This is a genomic window from Streptomyces sp. Y2F8-2, assembly GCF_014905555.1.
Lineage (GTDB): Bacteria > Actinomycetota > Actinomycetes > Streptomycetales > Streptomycetaceae > Streptomyces > Streptomyces cynarae.
On sequence record NZ_BNGS01000005.1, the window covers coordinates 37139 to 57854 of the forward strand.

Genomic DNA, 20716 nt, shown 5'->3' on the forward strand with positions numbered 1-20716 from the left:
GGGCAGGCGGCCGGCACCACGGCACGTCGTCGCGGAGGCGAAAGGGGTCCCGACTGTCTCTTACCCGCAGAAGGTGGGCCCACGACTGGGATTTCATCAACTCGTGGTGTAGATAGGTCAGTTGTTGCGACTCCTGGACCGCAACAGGCGGTGATCGCGGCGATGTGAGTCCCTCTTCACGCGATCGCCGACCCCCCTCATGCACAGCGAAAGGCACATGTATGGCGAACAACCGCAGGATGCGCTACGGCGGACGGATACTGGCGCTCTCAGCGGCTGCCCTCGGCATGGTCGCGGCGATAGCCGTTCCGGCATCGGCCGACGACCAGCCTACCCGGGCACAGCTCATCGCCGACTGCGACTCGGGGCAAGGGAAGTGCACCTTCAACGACCCGCAGTTGGGCCGGGCGTATCTCGGAGACTTCCACCGGGTCTCCGACTCGCTCTACAACTGCAGCACCTCGCCTGCCACCCAGTCGATGACCTGGTCCGACACGGTCGGTTCCACGGACTCGGCGGGAGTATCCGTGACCGCCGGCGGCAAGATAGCGGGAATCATCGACCTCAGCGTGACAGCGACTTACAGCCACACCTGGTCGAGCACCCACTCGGAGACCAGCTCCGTCAACATGACGGTGAAGCCAGGTGAAGTCGGCTGGATCTCCCGTGCGCAGGTGATGCAGACCGTCTCCGGCACTTGGCAGACCCATTACGACGACCGGAAGTGGAGCCACTACTTCTGGTTCGTCCCCGACGTCATCACCGGGCCCGCCCCGAACGGGACGGACGGCCAGAGCAACGCGGTGGTCGTCAAGTCCAGGAAAATGACCGCTGAGGAGAAGCGGTCCTGCTCCAGCCGCTCCAGTAAGGCCAAGACGTTCGTCGTCCAAGGCTGATCCAGCGATCGCGCGCCTCCTGCCTCGCGGTCCGTACCCCGCGAGGCAGCCAGGGCAGCTCAGCAGGGCCGTCAGGACGAGGAGCCGCGGTCCCACGACGGGTCCCACGACGGGGTTCGCAGGACGGCAGAGGGCCGCGTGCCGGACGGGTGCCCCGCGGTGGCCACCTCGCTCGAGGCCAGCCCATCACCACCCGGCCACGACCCGCCTCGGCAGCACCCATGTGCCCAGTTCCACGGCGTGCCAGAGTTGTACCGCCGGCAGACGAAGAACCTGCTGGGTGCTCCATTCGACTGGCGGAGCATGACCGCTCGCCACACGACAGGCGACGACCGATCTGCGGTCGGCGCAATTCGGATGGCGCCCTTCGCGATCTTGTGGAGGCCATCGTCCAAGGCCCTGACAGCGCCTTCATGTTGGTCGCACGCACTCCCACGCCCAGAACTATGGTGTCCCAGCACATACGCCTCTGACCTGCCCGTTCCTACGGTGTGGCGACACACGAACGTCCCCACCGCACACGAGGAAGTGGCGCACATGGCCTCCGCAGCATCCGCTCCACCCACGCCCGCCAAGCTCCCCAGGATCGTCGCCGCCAGCCTCATCGGCACCACCATCGAGTGGTACGACTTCTTCCTCTACGGGTCCGCCGCCGCGCTCGTCTTCAACAAGCTCTTCTTCCCCGACTCCGACCCTCTGGTCGGCACGCTCCTGTCGTTCCTGACCTACGCGGTCGGGTTCGCCGCCCGTCCGCTCGGGGCCCTGGTGTTCGGGCACTACGGCGACCGGCTCGGGCGCAAGAAGCTGCTGGTGCTGAGTCTGCTGCTGATGGGCGGGGCGACCTTCGCCATCGGGCTGCTGCCCACGCACGCCACCGTCGGCAGCGCCGCACCCGTGCTGCTCACCACGCTGCGTCTGGTGCAGGGCTTCGCGCTCGGCGGCGAGTGGGGCGGCGCCGTTCTGCTCGTGTCGGAGCACGGCGACGCCCGGCGGCGGGGCTTCTGGGCCTCGTGGCCGCAGACCGGCGCGCCGGCCGGGCAGTTGCTCGCCACAGGTGTGCTGTCGTTGCTGACCGCTGTGCTCTCCGACGACGCGTTCGGCTCCTGGGGCTGGCGCATTCCGTTCCTCCTGTCCGGGGTACTGGTGATCGTCGGTTTGTGGATTCGTCTCTCCGTCGATGAATCGCCCGTGTTCCAGCAGGCGTTGGCTCAGGCTGAGGCCCGTAAGGCGGCCTCTGACGGCGGTGCGGAGAAGTTGCCGCTGGTGTCCGTGCTGCGCCACCACTGGCGGGACATACTGGTCGCGATGGGCGCCCGCATGGCGGAGAACATCAGCTACTACGTGATCACCGCCTTCATCCTCGTCTACGCCACCACGTCGGCCGGCGTCTCCAAGCAGACGGCGCTCAACGCCGTCCTCATCGGCTCCGCCGTCCACTTCGCCGTCATCCCGGCCTGGGGAGCGCTGTCGGACCGGATCGGCCGCCGGCCCGTGTATCTGCTGGGCGCGGCCGGAGTCGGCCTGTGGATGTTCCCGTTCTTCTCGCTCATCGACACCGGCGGCTTCGGGAACCTGATCATTGCCGTGACCGTCGGTCTCGTGCTGCACGGGGCGATGTACGCGCCGCAGGCGGCCTTCTTCTCCGAGATGTTCGCGACCCGCGTGCGCTACTCGGGTGCGTCCATCGGTGCCCAGTTCGCGTCGGTGGCGGCCGGCGCTCCGGCCCCGCTCATCGCGACCGCGCTGCTGTCCGACTACGGCAGTTCCACGCCGATCGCCCTGTACGTGATCGCCGCTGCCGTCCTGACCCTGATCGCGGTCGGTGCCGCCAAGGAGACACGCGATCGCGACCTCGCCCGGGTCGAGTCCGCGGACACCGAGCCCTCGGCGGCCCGAGCCGCTGACGCGCGGACCGTCTGAGTCCGGCTCTTCCCGTCCGGCCCCGTGCGTTCACGCGTGCGGGGCTGGTGCGCGTCTCCCAGCGGCGTACCGAGTGAGCCGCTCAGCGTCAGGGCCGGTACGACAACCGGTGCAGTCGAAGCGCCAGTTGTATCTCCAGGGCGCGGGCGGGGCTCTGCCAGTCGTCGCCGAGGAGCCGGCCCACCCGCTCCAGGCGCTGCGCCACCGTGTTCACATGGACGTGGAGTTCGTCCTTGGTGCGGGCCGGGCTCATCCCGCAGGCGAAGTACGCGTCGAGCGTGCGGACGAGGTCGGTGCCGCGCCGTTCGTCGTAGGCGACGACCTCACCGATCGTGCGTCCGACATAGGCGGCGATGTCCCGGTCCCCGGCGAGCAGCAGGCCCAGGAAGCCGAAGTCCTCGGCGGCGGCCCCGTCCCCGGCGCGGCCCAGCAGGCGAAGGGCGTCGAGGCAGCGCTGTCCCTCCGCGTAGGCTGCGGCCACGGCGTCGGGGTCACCGGTGAGGTCCTCGACGGGGGCGGAGGCGCCGACGGTGACCGGTTCGTGGACCGCGGTGCCGAGGTGCCGGGCGGTGCGGCGGGCCAGGTCCGTCGCCGTGTCACCCGCTTCCAGCGGCAGCAGCAACACCGTGCCGCCGTCGCGGGCGGCGGCGAGTCCGTGCCGTGTGGCCGCGAGGTGGGACGCGGCGGACCACAGACGGCGGCGGGCGGCCGCCTCCTGGTCTGCGTCGGCGGCGGCGCCGTCCAGGCGGGCGGCGAGCACCACGTGGGTGGCGTCGAGGTCCGCGTGCAGCCGGGCGGCGCGTTCGCGCAGCACGCGCGGATCGCGGTCGCGGCCGTCGAGCAGGTCGTCCAGCAGCTCGCCCCGGACGCGCTGTTCGGCCTCGACGGCCGAGCGGCGGGCGAGCAGCAGCAGGGAGGTGACCATGGCCGCGCGCTCCAGGGTGCGCTGGTCGACGGGGTCGAGCCCCGGATGGCCGCGCAGCACCAGCGCGCCGAGCAGTTCGCCGCCGGCGGTCACGGCGGCGATCCAGTCGTCCCCGTGCCGTACGGCGTGGCCCTCTGCTCGGGAGGCCTCCAGGGGCGCGGCGGGCGCGGCGTCCACCTCGGTGAACTCGACCGTGCCGTCCAGGACCTGGGACACCGCCGCCGCCACGTCGTGGACGCCGCCGCCGCGCAGGACGAGTTCGGCGAGCCGGTCGTGGACGTCCGAGGCGCGCTCGATGACCGCGCTGCGGTCGCGGATGATCTCGTTGGCACGGGCGAGCCGGTCCAGGGCCGAACGTGTCTCGGTGAGGAGGTTGGCGGTGTCGATGGCGGCGGCGGCCAGCGCCGCGAACGAACCGAGGAGCGCGATCTCCTCACGCTCGAAGACCCGGGCCCGCCGGTCGGCGGCGAACAGCACTCCGATGACCTGGGCGCCGATCATCAGCGGCACGCCGAGGATCGCCACGAGCCCCTCGTCTCGCACGCCCGTGTCGATCGTCCGGGTGTGCTGGAAGCGGTCGTCCTCGAAGTAGTCGGGGGTCACATAGGGGCGGGCGGTCTGGGCGACGAGCCCGCCGAGCCCCTCCCCCATGCCGAGCCTGAGCTGCTGGAAGCGGGCGGCGACCGACCCCTCGGTGACCCTCATATAGGTGTCGCCCGCGGCCTCGTCGTGCAGGGTGAGATAGGCGACGTCGGTGCTCAGCAGGGAGCGGGCGCGCTGGACGATCGCCTGCAGGACGGCGTCGAGATCGCGCAGCCCGGCCAGGTCGTGGGCGGTCTCGAAGAGCGCGGACAGCTCCGCCTCGCGGCGGCGTCTGCCTTCCATCTCGGCGCGCACGTGCAGCGCGAGCCGCTTGGCCTGCTCGAGCGCGCGGATACGCTCGGGCGGCAGGCCCTCGGCGCGGGCGAGCAGCACCGGCTGCTCGTAGGCGTCGGCCGACGCGCCCCGGGCCAGGAGCTCCAGGAAGGGCGCCTCGGCGCCGGTGCCGGGGCGCTGCGCGGACTGTACGTGATCGCGGGACATGCCCCCAGAATGGCCCACGACCGGCCCGGACCCATCGGGCCTGTGGACAACTTCCGACATGTTCCTGTTCAGTGGGCGGTCCAGCCGCCGTCCAGGACCAGCGACGTACCGGTGATGAAGGACGCCTGCGGGCTGCACAGATAGGCCACCGCCTCGGCGACCTCCTCCGGTTCGATCAGCCGTTTGACGGCGCTGTCCTGGAGCAGGACCTCGGACAGCACGCGTTCCTCGGGGATTCCGTGCGCCCGTGCCTGGTCGGCGAGCTGCTTCTCCACGAGGGGGGTACGCACGTACGCCGGGTTCACACAGTTCGACGTGACGCCGTGCGGGGCGCCTTCCAGGGCGGCGGTCTTCGAGAGTCCTTCCAGCCCGTGCTTGGCGGAGACGTACGCCGCCTTGTACGCAGAGGCGCGCAGCCCGTGGACCGACGAGATGTTGACGATACGGCCCCAGCCCTGCCCGTACATATGGGGCAGCGCTCCGCGGATGAGCCGGAACGGGGCTTCCAGCATCACCGTCAGGACGGTGTGGAACACGTCGGGCGGGAACTCCTCGAGCGGCCGGACCAGTTGGATCCCGGCGTTGTTGACGAGGATGTCGGTGCCGGCGGCGGCGTGTTCGGCGGCGTCCAGGTCGGTGAGGTCCAGAACGTGTGGTTCGACGGTGCCCGCGAGGTCGCGGGCCGTGCCGGCGAGGGCGTCGAGGCCGGCGGCGTCCCGGTCGACCGCTCTCACCTTGGCCCCGGCGGCGGCCAGCCGCAGCGCGCAGGCGCGGCCGATGCCGCCGGCGGCGCCGGTGACGAGGGCGGTTCGTCCGCCGAGATCGACTGAGGTGGTGTGGGGGTGGGGCGCGGTCATGTGCCGACCCTAAGCAGTGCTGGTGCCCCACCCCATATGGTCATCACCCATACTTCACAGTGGATTCGTGGGGTCGAACCATGTGGGTGCATCCGACAGGGCCTGCTTGATCCGCGCCAGGCCGTGCTCGTTCAGCTCCGGCAGAGAGTCCACCGGGAACCAGCCGACCTCCAGGGACTCGTCGTCGTTCACGCGCGCTTCGCCCCCGACGGCCCGGCAGCGGAATGTGATGTCCATGAACTGGCAGGTGTCGCCGTTGCCGTAGGTCACCGGAGTCAGGGCCTGCACGAGGACCACGCGTTCGGCCACGCACCGCACGGCCGTCTCCTCGTAGACCTCGCGCACGGCGCAGGCCGCGGGCTGCTCCCCCGGCTCCGGGATGCCGCCGATCGCCGACCACCGGCCGGTGTCGCTCCGGCGTCCCAGCAGCACCCTGCCGTCGTCGTCGAAGACGATGGCGGTGACGCCGGGGAGCCAGAGCAGCTGGTGACCGGCGGAGGCCCGGATGGTCCGGATGAAGTCGGGAGTAGCCATGGGCCGACCCTAGCGGGTCGGTTCCGCCACTCCCGCGTCTTCCGGACGGACGACCTGGACGTGGCGGTCGCGGCGGCCGCGTGCCGCCGACGCCGCCGCCCACCCGAGGCCGCCGGCCGCCACAAGCACCAGGAGCATCTCGGGGAGGGTGCCGAGCCGGGTGGCGGGGGTCGTGTACGAGCGCAGTGGCACCTTCTGGACGAGCGAGTCGGCGACGAACATGCCCGTGCGCTGGGTGATCCTCCCGTCGGGCATGATGATGGCGCTGACGCCGCTGGTCACCGGGACGGTGACGGTACGGCTGTGCTCCACCGCCCGCACACGGGACATGGCGAGCTGCTGGTAGGTCATCTCGCTGCGGTCGAAGGTCGCGTTGTTGCTGGGCACCGAGATCAGCTGGGCGCCGTCGGTGACGGTCGAGCGCACCGTCCAGTCGAAGGCCGCCTCGTAGCAGGTGACCAGCCCCACCTTGGCGCCCGCCATGGTGAACACCCCGGGCTTGTGTCCCCGGCTGAAGTCCTGGCGGACCATCGCCGTCCAGTCGGGGTTGATGGCGTTCAGCAACGAGCGCAGCGGAAGGTACTCGCCGAACGGCTGCACCTGCCGCTTGTCGTAGGTGTCGACCGGGCCCTTGGCCGGGTCCCACAGGATCTGCTCGTTGTAGAGCCTGCCGCCCCGCTCGACGACGCCGCCGACCGAGATGGGCACGCCGATCGCCTTGGCGGCGTGGTCGATCACGGCGGCGGCGTCGGGGTTGGCGAAGGGGTCGACGTCGGAGGAGTTCTCGGGCCACAGCACGAAGTCGGGCCGCGCGACCTTGCCCGCCTTGACCTCGGCGGCCAGACGCTCGGTCTCCCGCGCGTGGTAGTCGAGGACGGCGCGTCGCTGGGCGTTGAACTCGAGTCCGGAGCGCGGCACGTTGCCCTGGATGACGGCCACGGTCGCGGTCCCGTCCTCCGCCTTGTCGCTGACCAGGGAGCGCGCGGCGACAGCGCCCGCCACGGGAGCGGCGACGCTGATCAGCGCCGCGACGGCCGCCCCGCGCCGCAGCGCGTTTCCGGTGCGCCGCCACTCCACGACGAGCCGCGCTGTCTCGTAGAGCCCGAAGCCGCACAGGACGACCGCGAAGCCGAGCACCGGGGTGCCGCCGACCGCGGCGAGCGGCAGGAAGACACCGTCCGCCTGACCGAAGGCGATCTTCCCCCAGGGGAAGCCGCCGAACGGCACGCGCGCGCGTGCCGCCTCTCCGGCGATCCACACGCCCGCCGCCCACACCGGCCAGGCGGGCAGCCGGGAGACCAGCGCGATGCCCGCACCGACCAGCGCGATGAAGATCGCCTCCACCGCGACGAGCGCGAGCCATGGTCCGGAGCCGACCTCGACGCCGGTCCACACGAGCAGCGGCAGCAGAAAGCCGAGGCCGAACAGATAGCCGAGGCCGAGCCCCGACTTCCAGGTACGGCCGCGCAGGGCCCAGCCGAAGACGGCGAACGCAAAAAGGGCCAGCCACCACAGGGTCCGGGGCGGAAAACTGACGTAGAGCAGCACGCCGGACAGCGACGCGGCGGCGGCCGGAACGACACGCCGCACCCGGCGGACGCCGTGGGCGGGTGCTGGTGCGGCCGCGGGTTCGAGCTGTTCCGGCTCGCCCACGGATGTTGCGGTGACGGTCACCCGGGGAGTCTACGGCGCGCGACCAGGGCGCGGACAGCGCGGCCCGTGCCTGCACCATGGACGGTCCGCCCCTTGTGCCCGGACATGGGCCGCCCCCTGCTGCATCGTTTCTGCACAACCCGTCCACAAACCGGCGCATCACCCGATACGGTGTGCCGGAGCTCTGCACCACGGCCGGACGGGGCGGCCGGGACGGTCGGGTCCGTCACAGGGGGGCGGCGGTGGGATCCACGGGGACGGAGTCCGAGGCCAGGGCCGCGGACACGGAGGACGAGAGACGCAACGCCTCGGACACGGCGGGCGTCCTGGTGCTGGGCGGGTGCGCGGTGTGGTCGCTGATCACGGCCGCCGCACACGGCGGCAGGCCCGAGGGCGTCCTGCTCGCTGTGCTCGCGGTCGCCGCGGGATACGCGGCCGGACGTATCTTCGGGGCGCTGCTCCCGGTCGCTGCACCCGTCGCGGGCGCCCTGGCCGGTGTCGGACTCGCCGTGGCCGCCCCGCACGTCGCGGTGGGCCCGCAGTTCGCCGTGCCGCTCGGGCGCACCGGCGGGACCGCCGCGCTGCTGACGCTCTCCTCCGGGGCGGCGTGCTGCGCCGCGTGGGCCGCCAGGGGCCCCGCGGCACGGCTGGCGCTGCGTCTGTCGGCCGCCGGCATCGCGGTGGTCGCGGCGGCGATCGGTTCCACGACCGGGCTCGTGGCCTGCACCGGTGTGCTGCTGTGCTCGCTCGCCGCCGACCGGACCCGGCACCGCGCCCCGGCACTCGCCGCTCTCGGGCTCGTGGCGGCCCTGGTGACCGGTCTGACCTGGGGGATCACGGAAGGCCTCCTCCCCGAAGGACTGAGGTCGTTCCTGACCGACCAGCTCAGCCGGCACCGGGTTCTGCTCTGGCACGACGCGCTGGCGCTGGCTCACCGGGACCCCGCGCTGGGCGTGGGGCCCGGCCGCTTCGGCGATCTGAGCGTCACGGCCGCGCAGTCCCTCCTGCCCGACGGCAAACCGCACTCCGCGCCCTTTCAGCAGGCCGCCGAGGAGGGGCTGCTCGGCGCGGCCCTGCTCGCGGCGGTCTTCTGCTGGGTGCTGTACGCGCTGTGGCGCACCCGGCGCCCCACCCCGCTCGCCCTCACGGCGGGCGCCGCGCTGACGGCGCTGGCGGTGATCGCGTCGCTCGGCAACGCGCTGAGCTTCACGACGGTGACGGCGGGAGCGGGGCTCCTGGCCGGGATCGCGACCGCGCGTCCGCTGGTGGACGAGGAGCCGCCGAACGAATGAGGAGGAAGCCGGCCCCTGATACCCCGGCCTCCAGAGAGGTGGCCGAGCCAGTGATACGAGTAAAGCCAGTGATACGAGTAATACGAGTGATCGAGTAATAGAGGAGAAGGAAGAGAGCAGTCAGTGGGTGGCGCCGGGAAGCGTCGGATGCAGCCGGGCGCGGATGACCCGTACCGCCGTCTCGGCGTTGTCCACGGTGATCGTGAAGGTGTGGCCGTCCCACAGGCGCAGGACGAGACCCTCACCACGCCGTACGACGACGGCGGTGCCCTTCTCGGGCCTCCAGCGGTAGCCCCAGCCGCCCCAATGGCGTGGTGTGACGCGGGGCACGAATTCGGCGCCGGCCACGTGGGCGAGGGGGATGCGGCGGCGCGGCACACCTATGTGGCCGCAGCGCACCTCAAGGCATTCCTTGTCGACCTTCACGGCGACGTGCACGAACGCAAGCGTGCCGAAGAGGACCAGCAGGCCGGCCGCGATACAGCCCACGACCGACATGACGAGCGGGGCGATGCCGGACGACCAGGCGGAGTCGACGGCCAGTTCGATGCCGAGCGCCATGCAGGCCGCACCGACGAGCGCCGCCAGCCACTGCGCCCGATTCGTCGCCCGCCCTGTCCAGATGTCGGGGTGCGGGGCTTCGTCGCCGTGGGGGTGGTCCCTCATGCCACGAGAGTACCCATGTTCCGTAACGGGGGCACCGCATCGTGCGGCATCACCGGTTCGGGCCAAGAGCCGGTTCTGCCGCCGCGTCGCTCACCGCGCCGGGCTGACCGCCTGCAGGAACCTGCCCTCGGGGTACGTCAGCGCCTCGGCCGGCAGTACGCCCTCCCGACCGCTGAGCAGGACCGTCAGACCGCCCTCGGCGGGAACCTCCGGCGCCGGGTCCTCACCGATGCGGCGCAGCGCCTGCGCGGCCACCGCCCCGGCGCTTCCGTGCAGGATGAGCGGCGCCGCGCCGGGCTTCTGCACGGCTTCGCGGATGCGGTCGGCGACCAGTTCGTAGTTGGTGCAGCCGAGCACGACAGTCGTGACATCGTCCGGGGTGAGCGCCGCAGCGGCGGCGATCGCGGCCTCCGTCGCGGATTCGTCCGCATGGTGCACGGCGTCCGCGAGTCCGGGGCACGGCACCTCGGTCACCGTCACGCCGTCGGCGAACTCCTGGATGAGCCCCCGCTGGTAGGGGCTGCCCGTGGTTGCGGGCGTGGCCCAGATCGCGACGGGTCCACCCCCTGCGGCGGCCGGCTTGATCGCCGGGACGGTGCCGATGATCGGCAGGTCCGGTTCGAAACGGGCACGCATCTCCGGCAGCGAGTGCACGGACGCGGTGTTGCAGGCGACGATCAGGACATCGGGACCATGGGCGGCGGCGGCCTCCGCGACGGCCAGCGCCCGCTCCGTGATGTCCTCCGGTGTGCGCGGCCCCCACGGCATCCCGTCGGGGTCCCAGGAGAGGACAAGGTCCGCGTCTGGCCGCAGACGGCGTACCGCGGCGGCGGCCGGCAGCAGTCCGATTCCGGAGTCCATGAGCGCGATCTTCACCCGGCAACCATAGACGATGCGCCCAACGGACCCCGTGGTGGGGCAGACTGCCACGGGTGAGTGCCGTTGTGTGGATCGCCGTCGCGTCACTGGCAGCCTGGATGTGGCTGCTGCTCGGCCAGGGCTTCTTCTGGCGTACGGATGTGCGGTTGCCGCCGCGCCGGGACCCCGAGGAGTGGCCGTCCGTCTGTGTGGTCGTACCGGCGCGGGACGAGGCCGCCGTACTCCCGCACAGTCTCCCCTCGTTGCTCGCGCAGGACTATCCCGGGCGCGCCGAGGTCTTCCTGATCGATGACGGCAGTTCCGACGGCACCGGGGAGCTGGCCCGCGAGCTGGCGGAGCGACACGGTGGGCTGCCGCTCACCGTGGGCTCCCCCGGCGAGCCTCCTCGGGGCTGGACGGGCAAGTTGTGGGCCGTACGCCACGGAATCGCACTGGCACGCGCGCGTGCGCCCGAGTATCTGCTTCTGACGGACGCCGACATCGCCCACGCGCCCGACAGCCTGCGGGAGTTGGTGGCGGCCGCGCGCACCGGCGGCTTCGACCTCGTCTCCCAGATGGCGCGGCTGCGGGTGAAGAGCGTGTGGGAGAGGCTCGTCGTGCCCGCTTTCGTGTACTTCTTCTCGCAGCTGTATCCCTTCCGGTGGATCGCGGTCAAGGGGTCGCGGACGGCGGCCGCGGCGGGCGGCTGCGTGCTGCTACGGGCCGACGCGGCCGAACGGGCGCGGATTCCGGACGCTGTCCGGCAGGCCGTCATCGACGATGTGGCGCTCGCTCGCGCGGTCAAGAGGAGCGGCGGCCACATCTGGCTGGGGCTTGCCGACCGGGTCGACAGCGTGCGCCCGTACCCGCGGCTGCACGACCTGTGGCGGATGGTCTCGCGCAGTGCCTACGCCCAGCTCAGGCACAATCCGCTGCTGCTCGTCGGTACGGTGCTCGGACTCACCCTGGTCTACCTGGTGCCGTCCGTCGCGCTGGTCGCCGGGATCGTCACCAAAGACGTGGCTGCCGTGGTGGTGGGCGGGCTCGCGAAGGCGGTGATGACGGCGACGTACGTGCCCATGCTGCGCTACTACCGTCAGCCGCTGTGGCTCGCTCCGCTGCTGTCGGTCACCGCTTTCCTGTACCTGCTGATGACGGTCGATTCGGCGGTGCAGCACTACCGGGGGCGTGGCGCGGCATGGAAGGGCCGCACGTACACGCGCCCGGACGCGGTGCTGGACGAGCGGTGAGCGGTCCGGAGGCGATGGCGATGGCGATGGCGCACGATCCGGTCACTTCCTGCCCGGTGTCCAGTTCATGCCCCATCCGTAGGCCCGGTCGACGGTGCGCTGCGGGCTGACCCCGCGCTCCGGGACGAGATAGCGGGCCTCGCGCTGGACGACCAGGTCGCCGCCGGTGTTCGTGATGAGGGCGAGCGCGCACACGGTGGAGGGAACCGTGCACTCGTCCAGGAAGAACTCGACGGGGGCGCCGTGCTGCGGCTGGAGCGTGACCGTCGCGTGCAGGTCGGCGAAGGACCGGGCGCCTTCGTAGATGGTCACGAAGACGAGGACGCGCCGGAAGCGGTCCTTGTGGTCGAGATTGACGGTGAGGTTCTCGCCGGTGTCCAGGGCTCCGGTGCGGTCGTCGCCGTCGAGGTGGATGTACGGCGGCCGGTGCAGCGAGCCGAAGGCGTTGCCGAGCGCCTGGACGACGCCCTTGCTGCCGTCGGACAGCTCGTACAGGGCGCACAGGTCCAGGTCGAGGTCCGCGTGGCGGGGCAACGCCCGGCCCTGTTCGCGGCCCCCTCCGGAGTACTGCCCGCGCACCTGCCAGTTGAGGTTGACGCGCATCGCCCCGGAGGTGCCGCCCTGTTTGGCCAGCGAGACGGTGGGGGCCTGCTTGGTGAGCGTGACCTTGGTGAGGCGTACCGGGGCGGGGGATGCCGCCGGCGCGGCGGGGGGCGGAGGCGGGGGCGCGGCGTGCTGCGGCTCGTCCACCGTGATCCCGTAGTCCGTGGCCAGGCCCTCGAGTCCGCTGCTGTAGCCCTGGCCGACGGCGCGGAACTTCCAGGCACCCTGGCGGCGGTAGAACTCCCCCAGCACGAACGCCGTCTCGACGGTGGCGGCGGGGTCGAAGCGCGCGACCTCCGTGCCCTGCCGGGCGTCGAGCACCCGGATGTACAGGCCGGGCACCTGGCCGAACGTGCCGCCGTCGGCCGAGGCGGCGAGCACCACCGTCTCGACCTCGGGCTCCATGCGCGTGAGGTCGACGAGGAGGGTGTCCGTGACCTGGCCGCCCAGGTCCTGCTTGCCCTCGTGGCGCACCGCGCCGGAGGGATGCGCGGGCTGGTTGTAGAAGACGAGGTCTGCGTCCGTACGGACCCTGCCGGAGACCAGCAGCAGCGCCGAGGCGTCCGCGTCGGGCACGCCCGGTCCGGAACGCCGGCCCAGTTCGACGCGCAGCGCCGTGGTCGGCACCTGAAGGTTGGACCCCTTCGCCATCGACATGTCCGCCCCCATCCACCTTTCGCCACGCCGGGACCGGGCCCGGGCAGCGCCTCGCATCCTTGGGGCCCAAACCTATTCCTCCCGGGGCCCGCACTCCCACGACCCGCCCCGCAAGACCGCTGCTCAACCGCCGGTAACCCACCCGGAACTCGGCCTTTACAGGATCCGGGCCCCGTTTGCCGCCCTTTTTTGCCAAGTTCGCTCGCATTGAGGATCCCGCGTCACCCACGGCACGGAAAACAACCCTCTTATCGGTCTCCCCAACCAGCACATCGTGGGCTTAACTTATGTCCCATGACCTCCCCCCGCTCCACCTATGGCGGCGGTTACTACTCCGCGTCGCCCTTCCCGGACACTCCGATCTACGACAAGCTCGTCGCCGAGCGGGGCACCCCGCAGATCGCTCCGATCCGGGTCCCCTCCGCGTACGAGACGCCGGGCAGTAGCCTGCCCGCACTGCCGTCGGCGCTGCCCGCGCTGCCGTCCGGGCCCTCCCATCAGGCCCCGGCGTACGGCTACCCCCACCCCCAGACACCACAGCCCGCACCGCTGCAGCAGGCCCCGACCGCGTACATCCCGCAGCAGGCGGGGCCGCGCGGCTACCCGGCCCCGCAGCAGATGCAGCAGATGCAGCAGCCGCGCCCAATGGCCTCGGGCTACGAGTCGATGCGCCCCGCGGCGCAGCGGCCGGCCCCGACGCCCTACCAGGACCCGTACAACAACGGGCAGCAGTACCGCGGATACTGATCCGCGAACCGCGTGAGGCCGTCGATGCCGGTGGCACGATGGCCTCATGCCGAATTCAGCGCTGCACTCGATTCACGTCCACCCGGTCAAGGCACTGCGGGGCCAGGCGCCCCACGAGGCCGTGGTGGAGCCATGGGGGCTGGCCGGGGACCGGCGCTGGGCACTGCTCGACGGCACCGGCAAGGTCGTCACCCAGCGCGAGCACCCGACTCTGGCGTTGGCGGCCGCCGAGCCGCTGCCCGGCGGTGGTGTCCGGGTGTCCGCGGAAGCTCTTGAGCCGCTGACCGTCCCCGTGCCCGATCCCGTCGGTACGACGGCCGCGAAGTGGGCGGGAGAGAAGATCGAGACGGTTCCCGCAGGCCCCGAGGCGAGCGAGTGGTTCAGCGCCTTCCTCGGTGAGCATGTGACCCTCGTCCACCTCGACGATCCGGCCACCCGCCGCCCGATCGACGACCCGCCGTACGGGCGCCCGGGCGAGACCGTGAGCCTGGCGGACGCCTACCCGCTGCTGCTCACCTCGGTCGCCTCCCTGGATGCCCTCAACTCCCTGATCGCACAGGGTGATCACGTCGACGAGGGCCCGCTGCCCATGAACCGGTTCCGGCCGAACCTCGTCGTCACCGGAACCGAGCCCTGGGCCGAGGACGGCTGGAAGCGGATCTCCATCGGCGAGGTCACGTTCCGGGTCGCCAAGATGTGCGGGCGCTGTGTCGTGACCACCACGGACCAGAGCACCGCCGAGCGCGGCAAGGAGCCGCTGCGCACGCTCGCCCGCCACCGGCGCTTCGGCGGCCGACTCGCCTTCGGGCAGAACCTCGTACCGGAGACGACCGGCCTGGTCCGCGTCGGCGACCCGGTCGCGATCCTCGAATAGGTCCCGGCCGGCCGCGCCGGCCGTTTCCCCCCGACCGGGCCGAGCCGTTTCCGGCTGCCCACGCCACAGTGCGGAACAGGATGCTCCCAATCCGGAGCGAGTAAGGCCTCGATGCCACGCACGGGCGGGAACCGGGACGAGGGCCGCGGTCGTTGAGTCCGCATGAGAAGTTCGTGAGAGGCGTGCGGGGCGGGAGAGAGGTGATTTCCCTCTCTCTTACCCGCCCTCGCGAGTGAACGGCCGGGTGCGGGGGTTATCACGGACGCGGAAGGGGGTGCGGGACGTGCGAGCAATCAACGGCCTGTGGCGCTGGCGGCACAATCCGCTGCGCCGTACGACCGACCTGATCGAGGCATGGGTGGCGCTGGTCGCCCTGCTGCTGATCCTCGTCGCCGCGCCCCTCGCCGGGTCGCTGATCGGCTCGGTCGCCCAGGACTCCCTGCAGCGCTCCGTACGGGCCCAGCAGCACAGCCGTCACCAGGTGGCGGCCACCGTCGTCAAACAGCTCAACCGTGGCCCGCTGGACCCCGATCCGGACTCCTCGACGACCCGGGACGCGCACAGCCGCGTTCTCGCCGACTGGACCGCCCCTGACGGCACGGCACAGCACGGCGAGGTTCTGGCCACCCTGTCGTCCCCGCACCCGGGCGACCGCTTCCCGCTCTGGACCGACGGCCACGGCCGAATGACCGCCCGCCCGCTGGACAGCGCCACCGCCACGACGCACGCCGTGCTGGCCGGTCTCGGCGCGGCCGCGACGACCGCGGGACTCATCGAGGGCTGCCGCCGGCTGATCGTCTGGCGCCTGGTCCTGCGCCGCTACGCCCGCTGGGACCAGGCGTGGGACAAGGCGGGCCCGGACTGGGGCCGTACCGGCGCGGGCAGTTGACGGCGTTCGGCCTCCGGTCAACCGGCCTCGTCCCCGCACGCTACGGTGGACCCGCCGGGCCGTCCGGCATCTTCGCGAGAACCCGCGTGAACAACGAGGTGGGGGCACAGCAGCGCCATGGCACAGGGCACGGTCCAGGTGACGCACACCGGCACATCGCGGTGGCGGCGCCGCACGGGTGAATACGCGTCACTCGCCGCCGCCCTGGAGGCCGCGGGCGACGGGGACGTCCTGACCGTCGCGCCCGGCACCTACCGGGAGAACCTCGTCGTCCAGCGTGCGGTCACGCTGCGCGGACCCGAGGGCTCGCCCGGCTCCGTGCGCATCGCGCCGGTGGACGGCGTGCCGCTGACCGTACGGGCCTCCGCCGTGGTCCAGGACCTGCACGTCGAGGGGCAGGACGCGGCGGCGCCCGCGCTCCTCGTCGAGGAAGGCACGCCCGAGCTGGTCGACGTGCGGATCATGACACGGTCCGCGGCCGGCATCGAGGTCCGCGGCAACGCTCGCCCCACGGTGCGGCGCTGCACGGTCGACAACCCGGCCGGCATCGGCATCGCCGTCCTGGACGGCGGTGGCGGGGTGTTCGAGGAGTGCGAGGTGGTGGCGGCGGCCCAGTCCGGCGTCGCCGTGCGCGGCGGAGCGCACCCGCGCCTCGAGCGCTGCCGGGTGCACCACACCTCGGGCGCGGGCCTCTCGGCGACCGGGGAGAACTCCTCGCTGGAGGCGGTCGGCTGCGAGGTCTACGAGGTGAGGGGCTCCGGTGTGCAGATCACCGGGCGGGCCACGGCGCACCTGACGGACTGCGATGTGCACCGCACCACCGCGGACGGCGTCACGATGGACACGGACGCGGTGCTCACCCTGGCCGACTGCCGCATCCACGACATCCCGGAGAACGCGGTCGACCTCAGGTCCCGTTCGGTGCTCACGCTGACCCGCACGACGGTGCGGCAGTTCGGCCGCAACGGCCTGTCGGTGTGGGACCCGGGCACCCGTGTGGACGCCAACCAGTGCGAGATCTTCGACAGCACCGGGGACTACCCGGCGGTCTGGGTCAGCGACGGCGCGACCGCGGTGCTCGAATCCTGCCGGGTGCACGACGTGCCGGACGCCCTGTTCGTCCTCGACCGGGGTTCGCGCGTGGACGTCGTGGACAGCGACCTCTCCCAGGTGCGCAACACCGCCGTGTCGGTGAGTGACGGCGCCACCGCTCAGCTGGACGACTGCCGCGTCCGGGAGGCGGCGACGGGCGCCTGGTTCCGGGACCACGGCAGCGGCGGCACGCTGTCCGGCTGCACCATCGACGGCACCCAGACCGGCGTGATCGTCACCAAGGGCGCCGATCCGACCATCGAGCGCTGCACGGTGACCTCGCCCGCGGAGGCGGGCTTCTACGTCTCGGCAGAGGGCCGGGGCAGCTTCCTGAACTGCCGGGTGACGGGCAGCGGCGGCTACGGCTTCCATGTGATCGACGGCTGCCGCGCCACGCTGCGGAAGTGCCGTACGGAGCGGTGTGCGCGCGGTGGTTACGAGTTCGCGGACGGCGGCCCGGGCGCGCCCGGCGGGGGCGGTGCGCTCGTCGAGGACTGCACCAGCGACGAGAGCGCCGGACTGCGGCCCTCGGTGCCCCAGGAGACGGCCGTGCAGACGACGAGCCCGTCGCCCGGTCTGCTGGGCATTCCGAGCCAGCGCACCACCGAGCAGGAGCCGCTCGTCACGCCGGTCCCCGAGCAGCCGAGCCCCGCACGCACCTCGCAGGATGTGCTCGGCGAACTCGACGCGCTGGTGGGTCTGGAGAGCGTCAAGCGTGAGGTGCGGGCCCTCACCGACATGATCGAGGTGGGGCGCCGCCGTCAGCAGGCGGGCCTGAAGGCGGCCTCCGTGCGGCGGCATCTGGTGTTCACGGGCTCACCCGGCACCGGCAAGACGACGGTCGCCCGTCTCTACGGCGAGATCCTGGCCTCACTCGGCGTCCTGGAGAAGGGCCACCTCGTGGAGGTGTCCCGGGTCGACCTGGTCGGCGAGCACATCGGCTCCACCGCCATCCGCACCCAGGAGGCATTCGACCGGGCGCGCGGCGGAGTGCTGTTCATCGACGAGGCGTACGCGCTGTCGCCGGAGGACTCGGGGCGGGACTTCGGGCGTGAGGCGATCGACACGCTGGTGAAGCTGATGGAGGATCACCGCGACGCGGTGGTCGTGATCGTCGCGGGCTACACGACGGAGATGGAACGCTTTCTGTCCGTCAACCCCGGTGTCGCCTCGCGCTTCTCGCGAAAGATCACTTTCGGCGACTACGGTGCGGAGGAACTGCTGCGGATCGTCGAGCAGCAGGCCGAGGAGCACGAGTACCGGCTCGGACCCGGGACCGCCGAGGCGCTGCTGAAGTACTTCACGGCGATCCCGAAGGGGCCGACGTTCGGCAACGGCCGCACCGCGCGCCAGACCTTCGAGGCGATGGTGGAACGGCACGCGGGCCGGGTCGCCCAACTCGCGGACGCCAGCACCGACGATCTGTCCCTGCTCTACCCCGAGGACCTGCCGGAGCTGCCCTGAACGCCCCCGCCGGACACCCCGCCCGGCGCCCGGGACGTGTTCGCCTCCCGCGGCGCCGGCAACCCGGGTCTGAGGCGCGCAGGCAGTCGCTCGCGCTCCTCGGCGAACGCGGGGTCCGCCTGGTAGTCCCCGTGCCCGAGGATCGGCGCGGGCAGCGGGTGCTCGGCGGTCCGGCCGTAGGCGAGCGGGTCCTTGAGCGGTGGGTGGTCCACCTGCGGGCCGCAGTCGCCGGGCAGCCGGATCGGGCCGCCGATCGGGTCGGTGAGGCGGTACAGATTGCGCCAGCAGTCCACCTCGCGATGCAGGGAGCTGAGCGCGGCCGGGCCGAAGTACGCCGGGAACCAGCGTCCGTAGAGCCGCTCCAGGGGCGAGCCGTACGTCAGCAGGGCCACCCGCCTGCGTACGGAGGGCCCCAGCTGCCGGGCCGCGGCCGCCGCCAGCACGCTGCCCTGGGAGTGCCCGGACAGGACCAGGCGCCCTCCGGTGGAGCCCGTCCAGGTGGCCATGCGCCAGGTCAGGTCGGGCACGGCGCGCTCGGCGTAGCAGGGCGGGGCGAAGGGGTGGGCGGCGCGCGGCCAGAACGTGCCGACGTCCCAGAGGATGCCGATGGTGCGGCGCGCGGAGGCGTCCTTGTAGGCGCGGCGACCCCAGGCGACGAAGAGCAGGAAGCCGATGCCGATCAGCCAGGAGCCGAGGGCCTGGCAGGTCTCGGCGGCGGCCCGGACGAAGGGTGGGCTGCCGCGTGCGGCTCCTCCCGGAGTGTCGCCGGTGGCGAAGGCCCCCGCCAGGGCGGCGGCGCCCAGGATCAGGGTCATGGCGGAGGTGACGGCGACGACGAGCGGTGCCCGGTCGGTGAGGGCGGCCATCGCGCGCGTGTGCGCGATCCGCAGCGTGCGGGCCGTGTCCCTGGACTCCCCCGGGTACTCCGCCTCGACCGCGACGGTCTCGGCACGTCGTAGCAGCCAGGTACGCCAGGCCAGCCGGACGGCGAGGAGGAGCAGGACGAGCAGCAGCGGCGGGATCGTGGACGCCTGCCAGGTCAGCAGCTCGGGCGGGCCGGCCAGGGCATGCCCGGGGCCGTCCAGCCAGTCGGTGACCCGCTGGGCCACGCCGCCGGACATCACGCCGCCGAGTGCGCAGGCCAGCAGCGCGACGGCGGGGCCGGCCAGTCCGCGCATCGCGGTGCGTGTGTCGGGGTGGGTGCGGTACAGGACGTGCGCGACGGCACCGAGCGCGATGACGAGGAGACCCTGTGCCAAGGTCAGCGCGCCGAACGCCGCCTCACCGGGCATCCGGCCCGACGAGCGCCAGCCGGGACGGGGCCAGGCGGCGTAGACCATGGTCAGGACGAGCAGGGCGAGGGCGCCGGCGGGCAGCCATCGCACCAGTGCCGGGTCGAGATCCTTGTCGAGCCGGTTCTCCGAGCGCCCCCGGCGGCACACCACCCACAGCACGACACCAGCGCCCCCCAGGAACACCAGGTGCAGCAGCCAGCCGAGCACTTCCAGCTGGACCGAGCCGTGGCGGCGGTCGTAGCGGGCGGCGCTGCCGCCGAGCGCCGCCGTGACCGTGAGGAAGCCGGCGGCGGTGTGCGCGGCGCGCAGCCGGGCCACCAGCCGGCGCCCGTACCAGAACCCGGGGCGGCCTAGCGGGAGCCGGTGGGACTCGTCGTCGGTCCCGGGATCACGTGAGATCGGCTGCTGGGACTCGTAGGCGCTCCAGGTGCGGTGCGACAGGTACCACAGCAGGCAGGTGAGGGCCGTCGGCATCAGCGACGCCAGGGCGAGGCGACTGCCGGGCCGGCTCCACCAGCCGCGGCCGGAGACGGCGGGCGAGAGGAAGCCGAGCCAGGTGTGGCGCCCGGCGCACGCGCGCGTGCCCGCGCACTGCCAGGCCACCAGGTCCAGGGCGACCTCGCAGGCGGCGGCGACCAGCAGCACGGTCAGGGAGAGCCCGACGAGCCGGACGATCACTCCGTACAGGCGGACGGTCCGCCGCCGGCCGATGGTCGTGGGGCGCATCCAGTGGGCGAGATTGGCGACCATGAACGGCAGCAGCAGCAGCCACAGGGCGCGGGCGGCGTTCCCCGAGGTCAGGTTGCACCAGACGTACGCCTCGGGCACCGGCTGATCGCGGTGTGCGCCGGGCCGCCGTTCCGCGTCGGCGTCGTCGGCGCGCCGGTACACCGCGGCCGTCTCGTCACCGGTGATCCTCACCGTGCGCGGATCGCCGAGCATCTCCTCGGGCGTGGTGCCGCCGACTCCGTGGACCAGGAGTTCCAGGGCCGGCGCGGAGGGCTCGGTGAAGTCGCCGCACTCCCCCTCGTGTTCCCGTGCACGTTCCACTGTTCCGCTCTTCCCCCGCGCTGCGTACGGTGTGTCCGGGCAGCGACAGGATCTCCGCTGTGCCGGCGGCGCACACCTGCCGGCGCGGAATCTCCCCGATATGTGTGACAG

16 protein-coding genes are annotated in these 20716 nt (G+C 72.2%); 8 read left to right on the forward strand and 8 right to left on the reverse strand.

Features of this window, described 5'->3' with window-relative positions:
• Nucleotides 1-221 precede the first annotated feature (221 nt).
• Both SY2F82_RS17815 and SY2F82_RS17820 read left to right on the forward strand, forming a co-directional pair.
• Nucleotides 222-896, forward strand: a complete 675-nt coding sequence (locus SY2F82_RS17815) for a hypothetical protein (protein WP_200420086.1) — start codon at nt 222-224, stop codon at nt 894-896.
• A gap of 537 nt (nt 897-1433) precedes the next feature.
• Nucleotides 1434-2816, forward strand: a complete 1383-nt coding sequence (locus SY2F82_RS17820; RefSeq protein ID WP_200420087.1) for an MFS transporter — start codon at nt 1434-1436, stop codon at nt 2814-2816.
• Between the two features lie 88 nt (nt 2817-2904).
• On the opposite strand, the gene SY2F82_RS17825 is transcribed toward SY2F82_RS17820, so the two are convergent.
• From SY2F82_RS17825 to lnt, 4 genes are all read right to left on the reverse strand, one after another.
• Complete coding sequence (locus tag SY2F82_RS17825) at nt 2905-4824, reverse strand: GAF domain-containing protein (protein ID WP_200420088.1); 1920 nt, start codon at nt 4822-4824, stop codon at nt 2905-2907.
• 68 nt (nt 4825-4892) lie between these two features.
• Nucleotides 4893-5681: a 3-hydroxybutyrate dehydrogenase gene (locus tag SY2F82_RS17830; RefSeq protein WP_200420089.1), complete on the reverse strand. Its 789-nt coding sequence runs from the start codon at nt 5679-5681 to the stop codon at nt 4893-4895.
• A 54-nt stretch (nt 5682-5735) separates the two neighbouring features.
• Nucleotides 5736-6215, reverse strand: coding sequence for an NUDIX domain-containing protein (locus SY2F82_RS17835; RefSeq protein ID WP_200420090.1), 480 nt, complete (start codon nt 6213-6215; stop codon nt 5736-5738).
• A 9-nt stretch (nt 6216-6224) separates the two neighbouring features.
• The gene (gene lnt / locus SY2F82_RS17840) at nt 6225-7889 is read right to left on the reverse strand and encodes an apolipoprotein N-acyltransferase (RefSeq protein ID WP_200420091.1); all 1665 of its coding nucleotides are present in this window, start codon (nt 7887-7889) and stop codon (nt 6225-6227) included.
• Between the two features lie 221 nt (nt 7890-8110).
• Here lnt and SY2F82_RS17845 point away from each other — a divergent pair, with 221 nt between their 5' ends.
• Entirely contained in the window at nt 8111-9160 is a 1050-nt protein-coding gene (locus SY2F82_RS17845) for an O-antigen ligase family protein (protein WP_236041597.1), read from the forward strand.
• Between the two features lie 120 nt (nt 9161-9280).
• Here the strand turns inward: SY2F82_RS17845 and SY2F82_RS17850 are convergent, their stop codons facing one another.
• The gene (locus tag SY2F82_RS17850) at nt 9281-9826 is read right to left on the reverse strand and encodes a hypothetical protein (RefSeq protein WP_200420093.1); all 546 of its coding nucleotides are present in this window, start codon (nt 9824-9826) and stop codon (nt 9281-9283) included.
• A gap of 90 nt (nt 9827-9916) precedes the next feature.
• Nucleotides 9917-10702, reverse strand: a complete 786-nt coding sequence (locus SY2F82_RS17855; protein ID WP_200420094.1) for a glutamate racemase — start codon at nt 10700-10702, stop codon at nt 9917-9919.
• Between the two features lie 56 nt (nt 10703-10758).
• Here SY2F82_RS17855 and SY2F82_RS17860 point away from each other — a divergent pair, with 56 nt between their 5' ends.
• Nucleotides 10759-11934, forward strand: a complete 1176-nt coding sequence (locus SY2F82_RS17860) for a glycosyltransferase (RefSeq protein WP_200420095.1) — start codon at nt 10759-10761, stop codon at nt 11932-11934.
• Nucleotides 11935-11976: 42 nt separating this feature from the next.
• Here the strand turns inward: SY2F82_RS17860 and SY2F82_RS17865 are convergent, their stop codons facing one another.
• Nucleotides 11977-13194, reverse strand: a complete 1218-nt coding sequence (locus tag SY2F82_RS17865) for a TerD family protein (RefSeq protein ID WP_200420096.1) — start codon at nt 13192-13194, stop codon at nt 11977-11979.
• Nucleotides 13195-13488: 294 nt separating this feature from the next.
• On the opposite strand from SY2F82_RS17865, the gene SY2F82_RS17870 reads away from it, so the two are divergent.
• From SY2F82_RS17870 to SY2F82_RS17885, 4 genes are all read left to right on the forward strand, one after another.
• Nucleotides 13489-13941 carry a DUF6643 family protein gene (locus SY2F82_RS17870; RefSeq protein ID WP_200420097.1) on the forward strand — a complete coding sequence of 151 codons (453 nt, stop codon included), beginning with the start codon at nt 13489-13491 and terminating at the stop codon, nt 13939-13941.
• 46 nt (nt 13942-13987) lie between these two features.
• The gene (locus SY2F82_RS17875) at nt 13988-14815 is read left to right on the forward strand and encodes an MOSC domain-containing protein (protein WP_200420098.1); all 828 of its coding nucleotides are present in this window, start codon (nt 13988-13990) and stop codon (nt 14813-14815) included.
• A gap of 283 nt (nt 14816-15098) precedes the next feature.
• The gene (locus tag SY2F82_RS17880) at nt 15099-15704 is read left to right on the forward strand and encodes a hypothetical protein (protein ID WP_200420099.1); all 606 of its coding nucleotides are present in this window, start codon (nt 15099-15101) and stop codon (nt 15702-15704) included.
• 117 nt (nt 15705-15821) lie between these two features.
• Nucleotides 15822-18260 carry a right-handed parallel beta-helix repeat-containing protein gene (locus SY2F82_RS17885; RefSeq protein WP_200420100.1) on the forward strand — a complete coding sequence of 813 codons (2439 nt, stop codon included), beginning with the start codon at nt 15822-15824 and terminating at the stop codon, nt 18258-18260.
• On the opposite strand, the gene SY2F82_RS17890 is transcribed toward SY2F82_RS17885, so the two are convergent.
• Complete coding sequence (locus SY2F82_RS17890) at nt 18230-20605, reverse strand: hypothetical protein (RefSeq protein WP_200420101.1); 2376 nt, start codon at nt 20603-20605, stop codon at nt 18230-18232. The genes SY2F82_RS17885 and SY2F82_RS17890 overlap by 31 nt on opposite strands.
• Between the last annotated feature and the right edge of the window lie 111 nt (nt 20606-20716).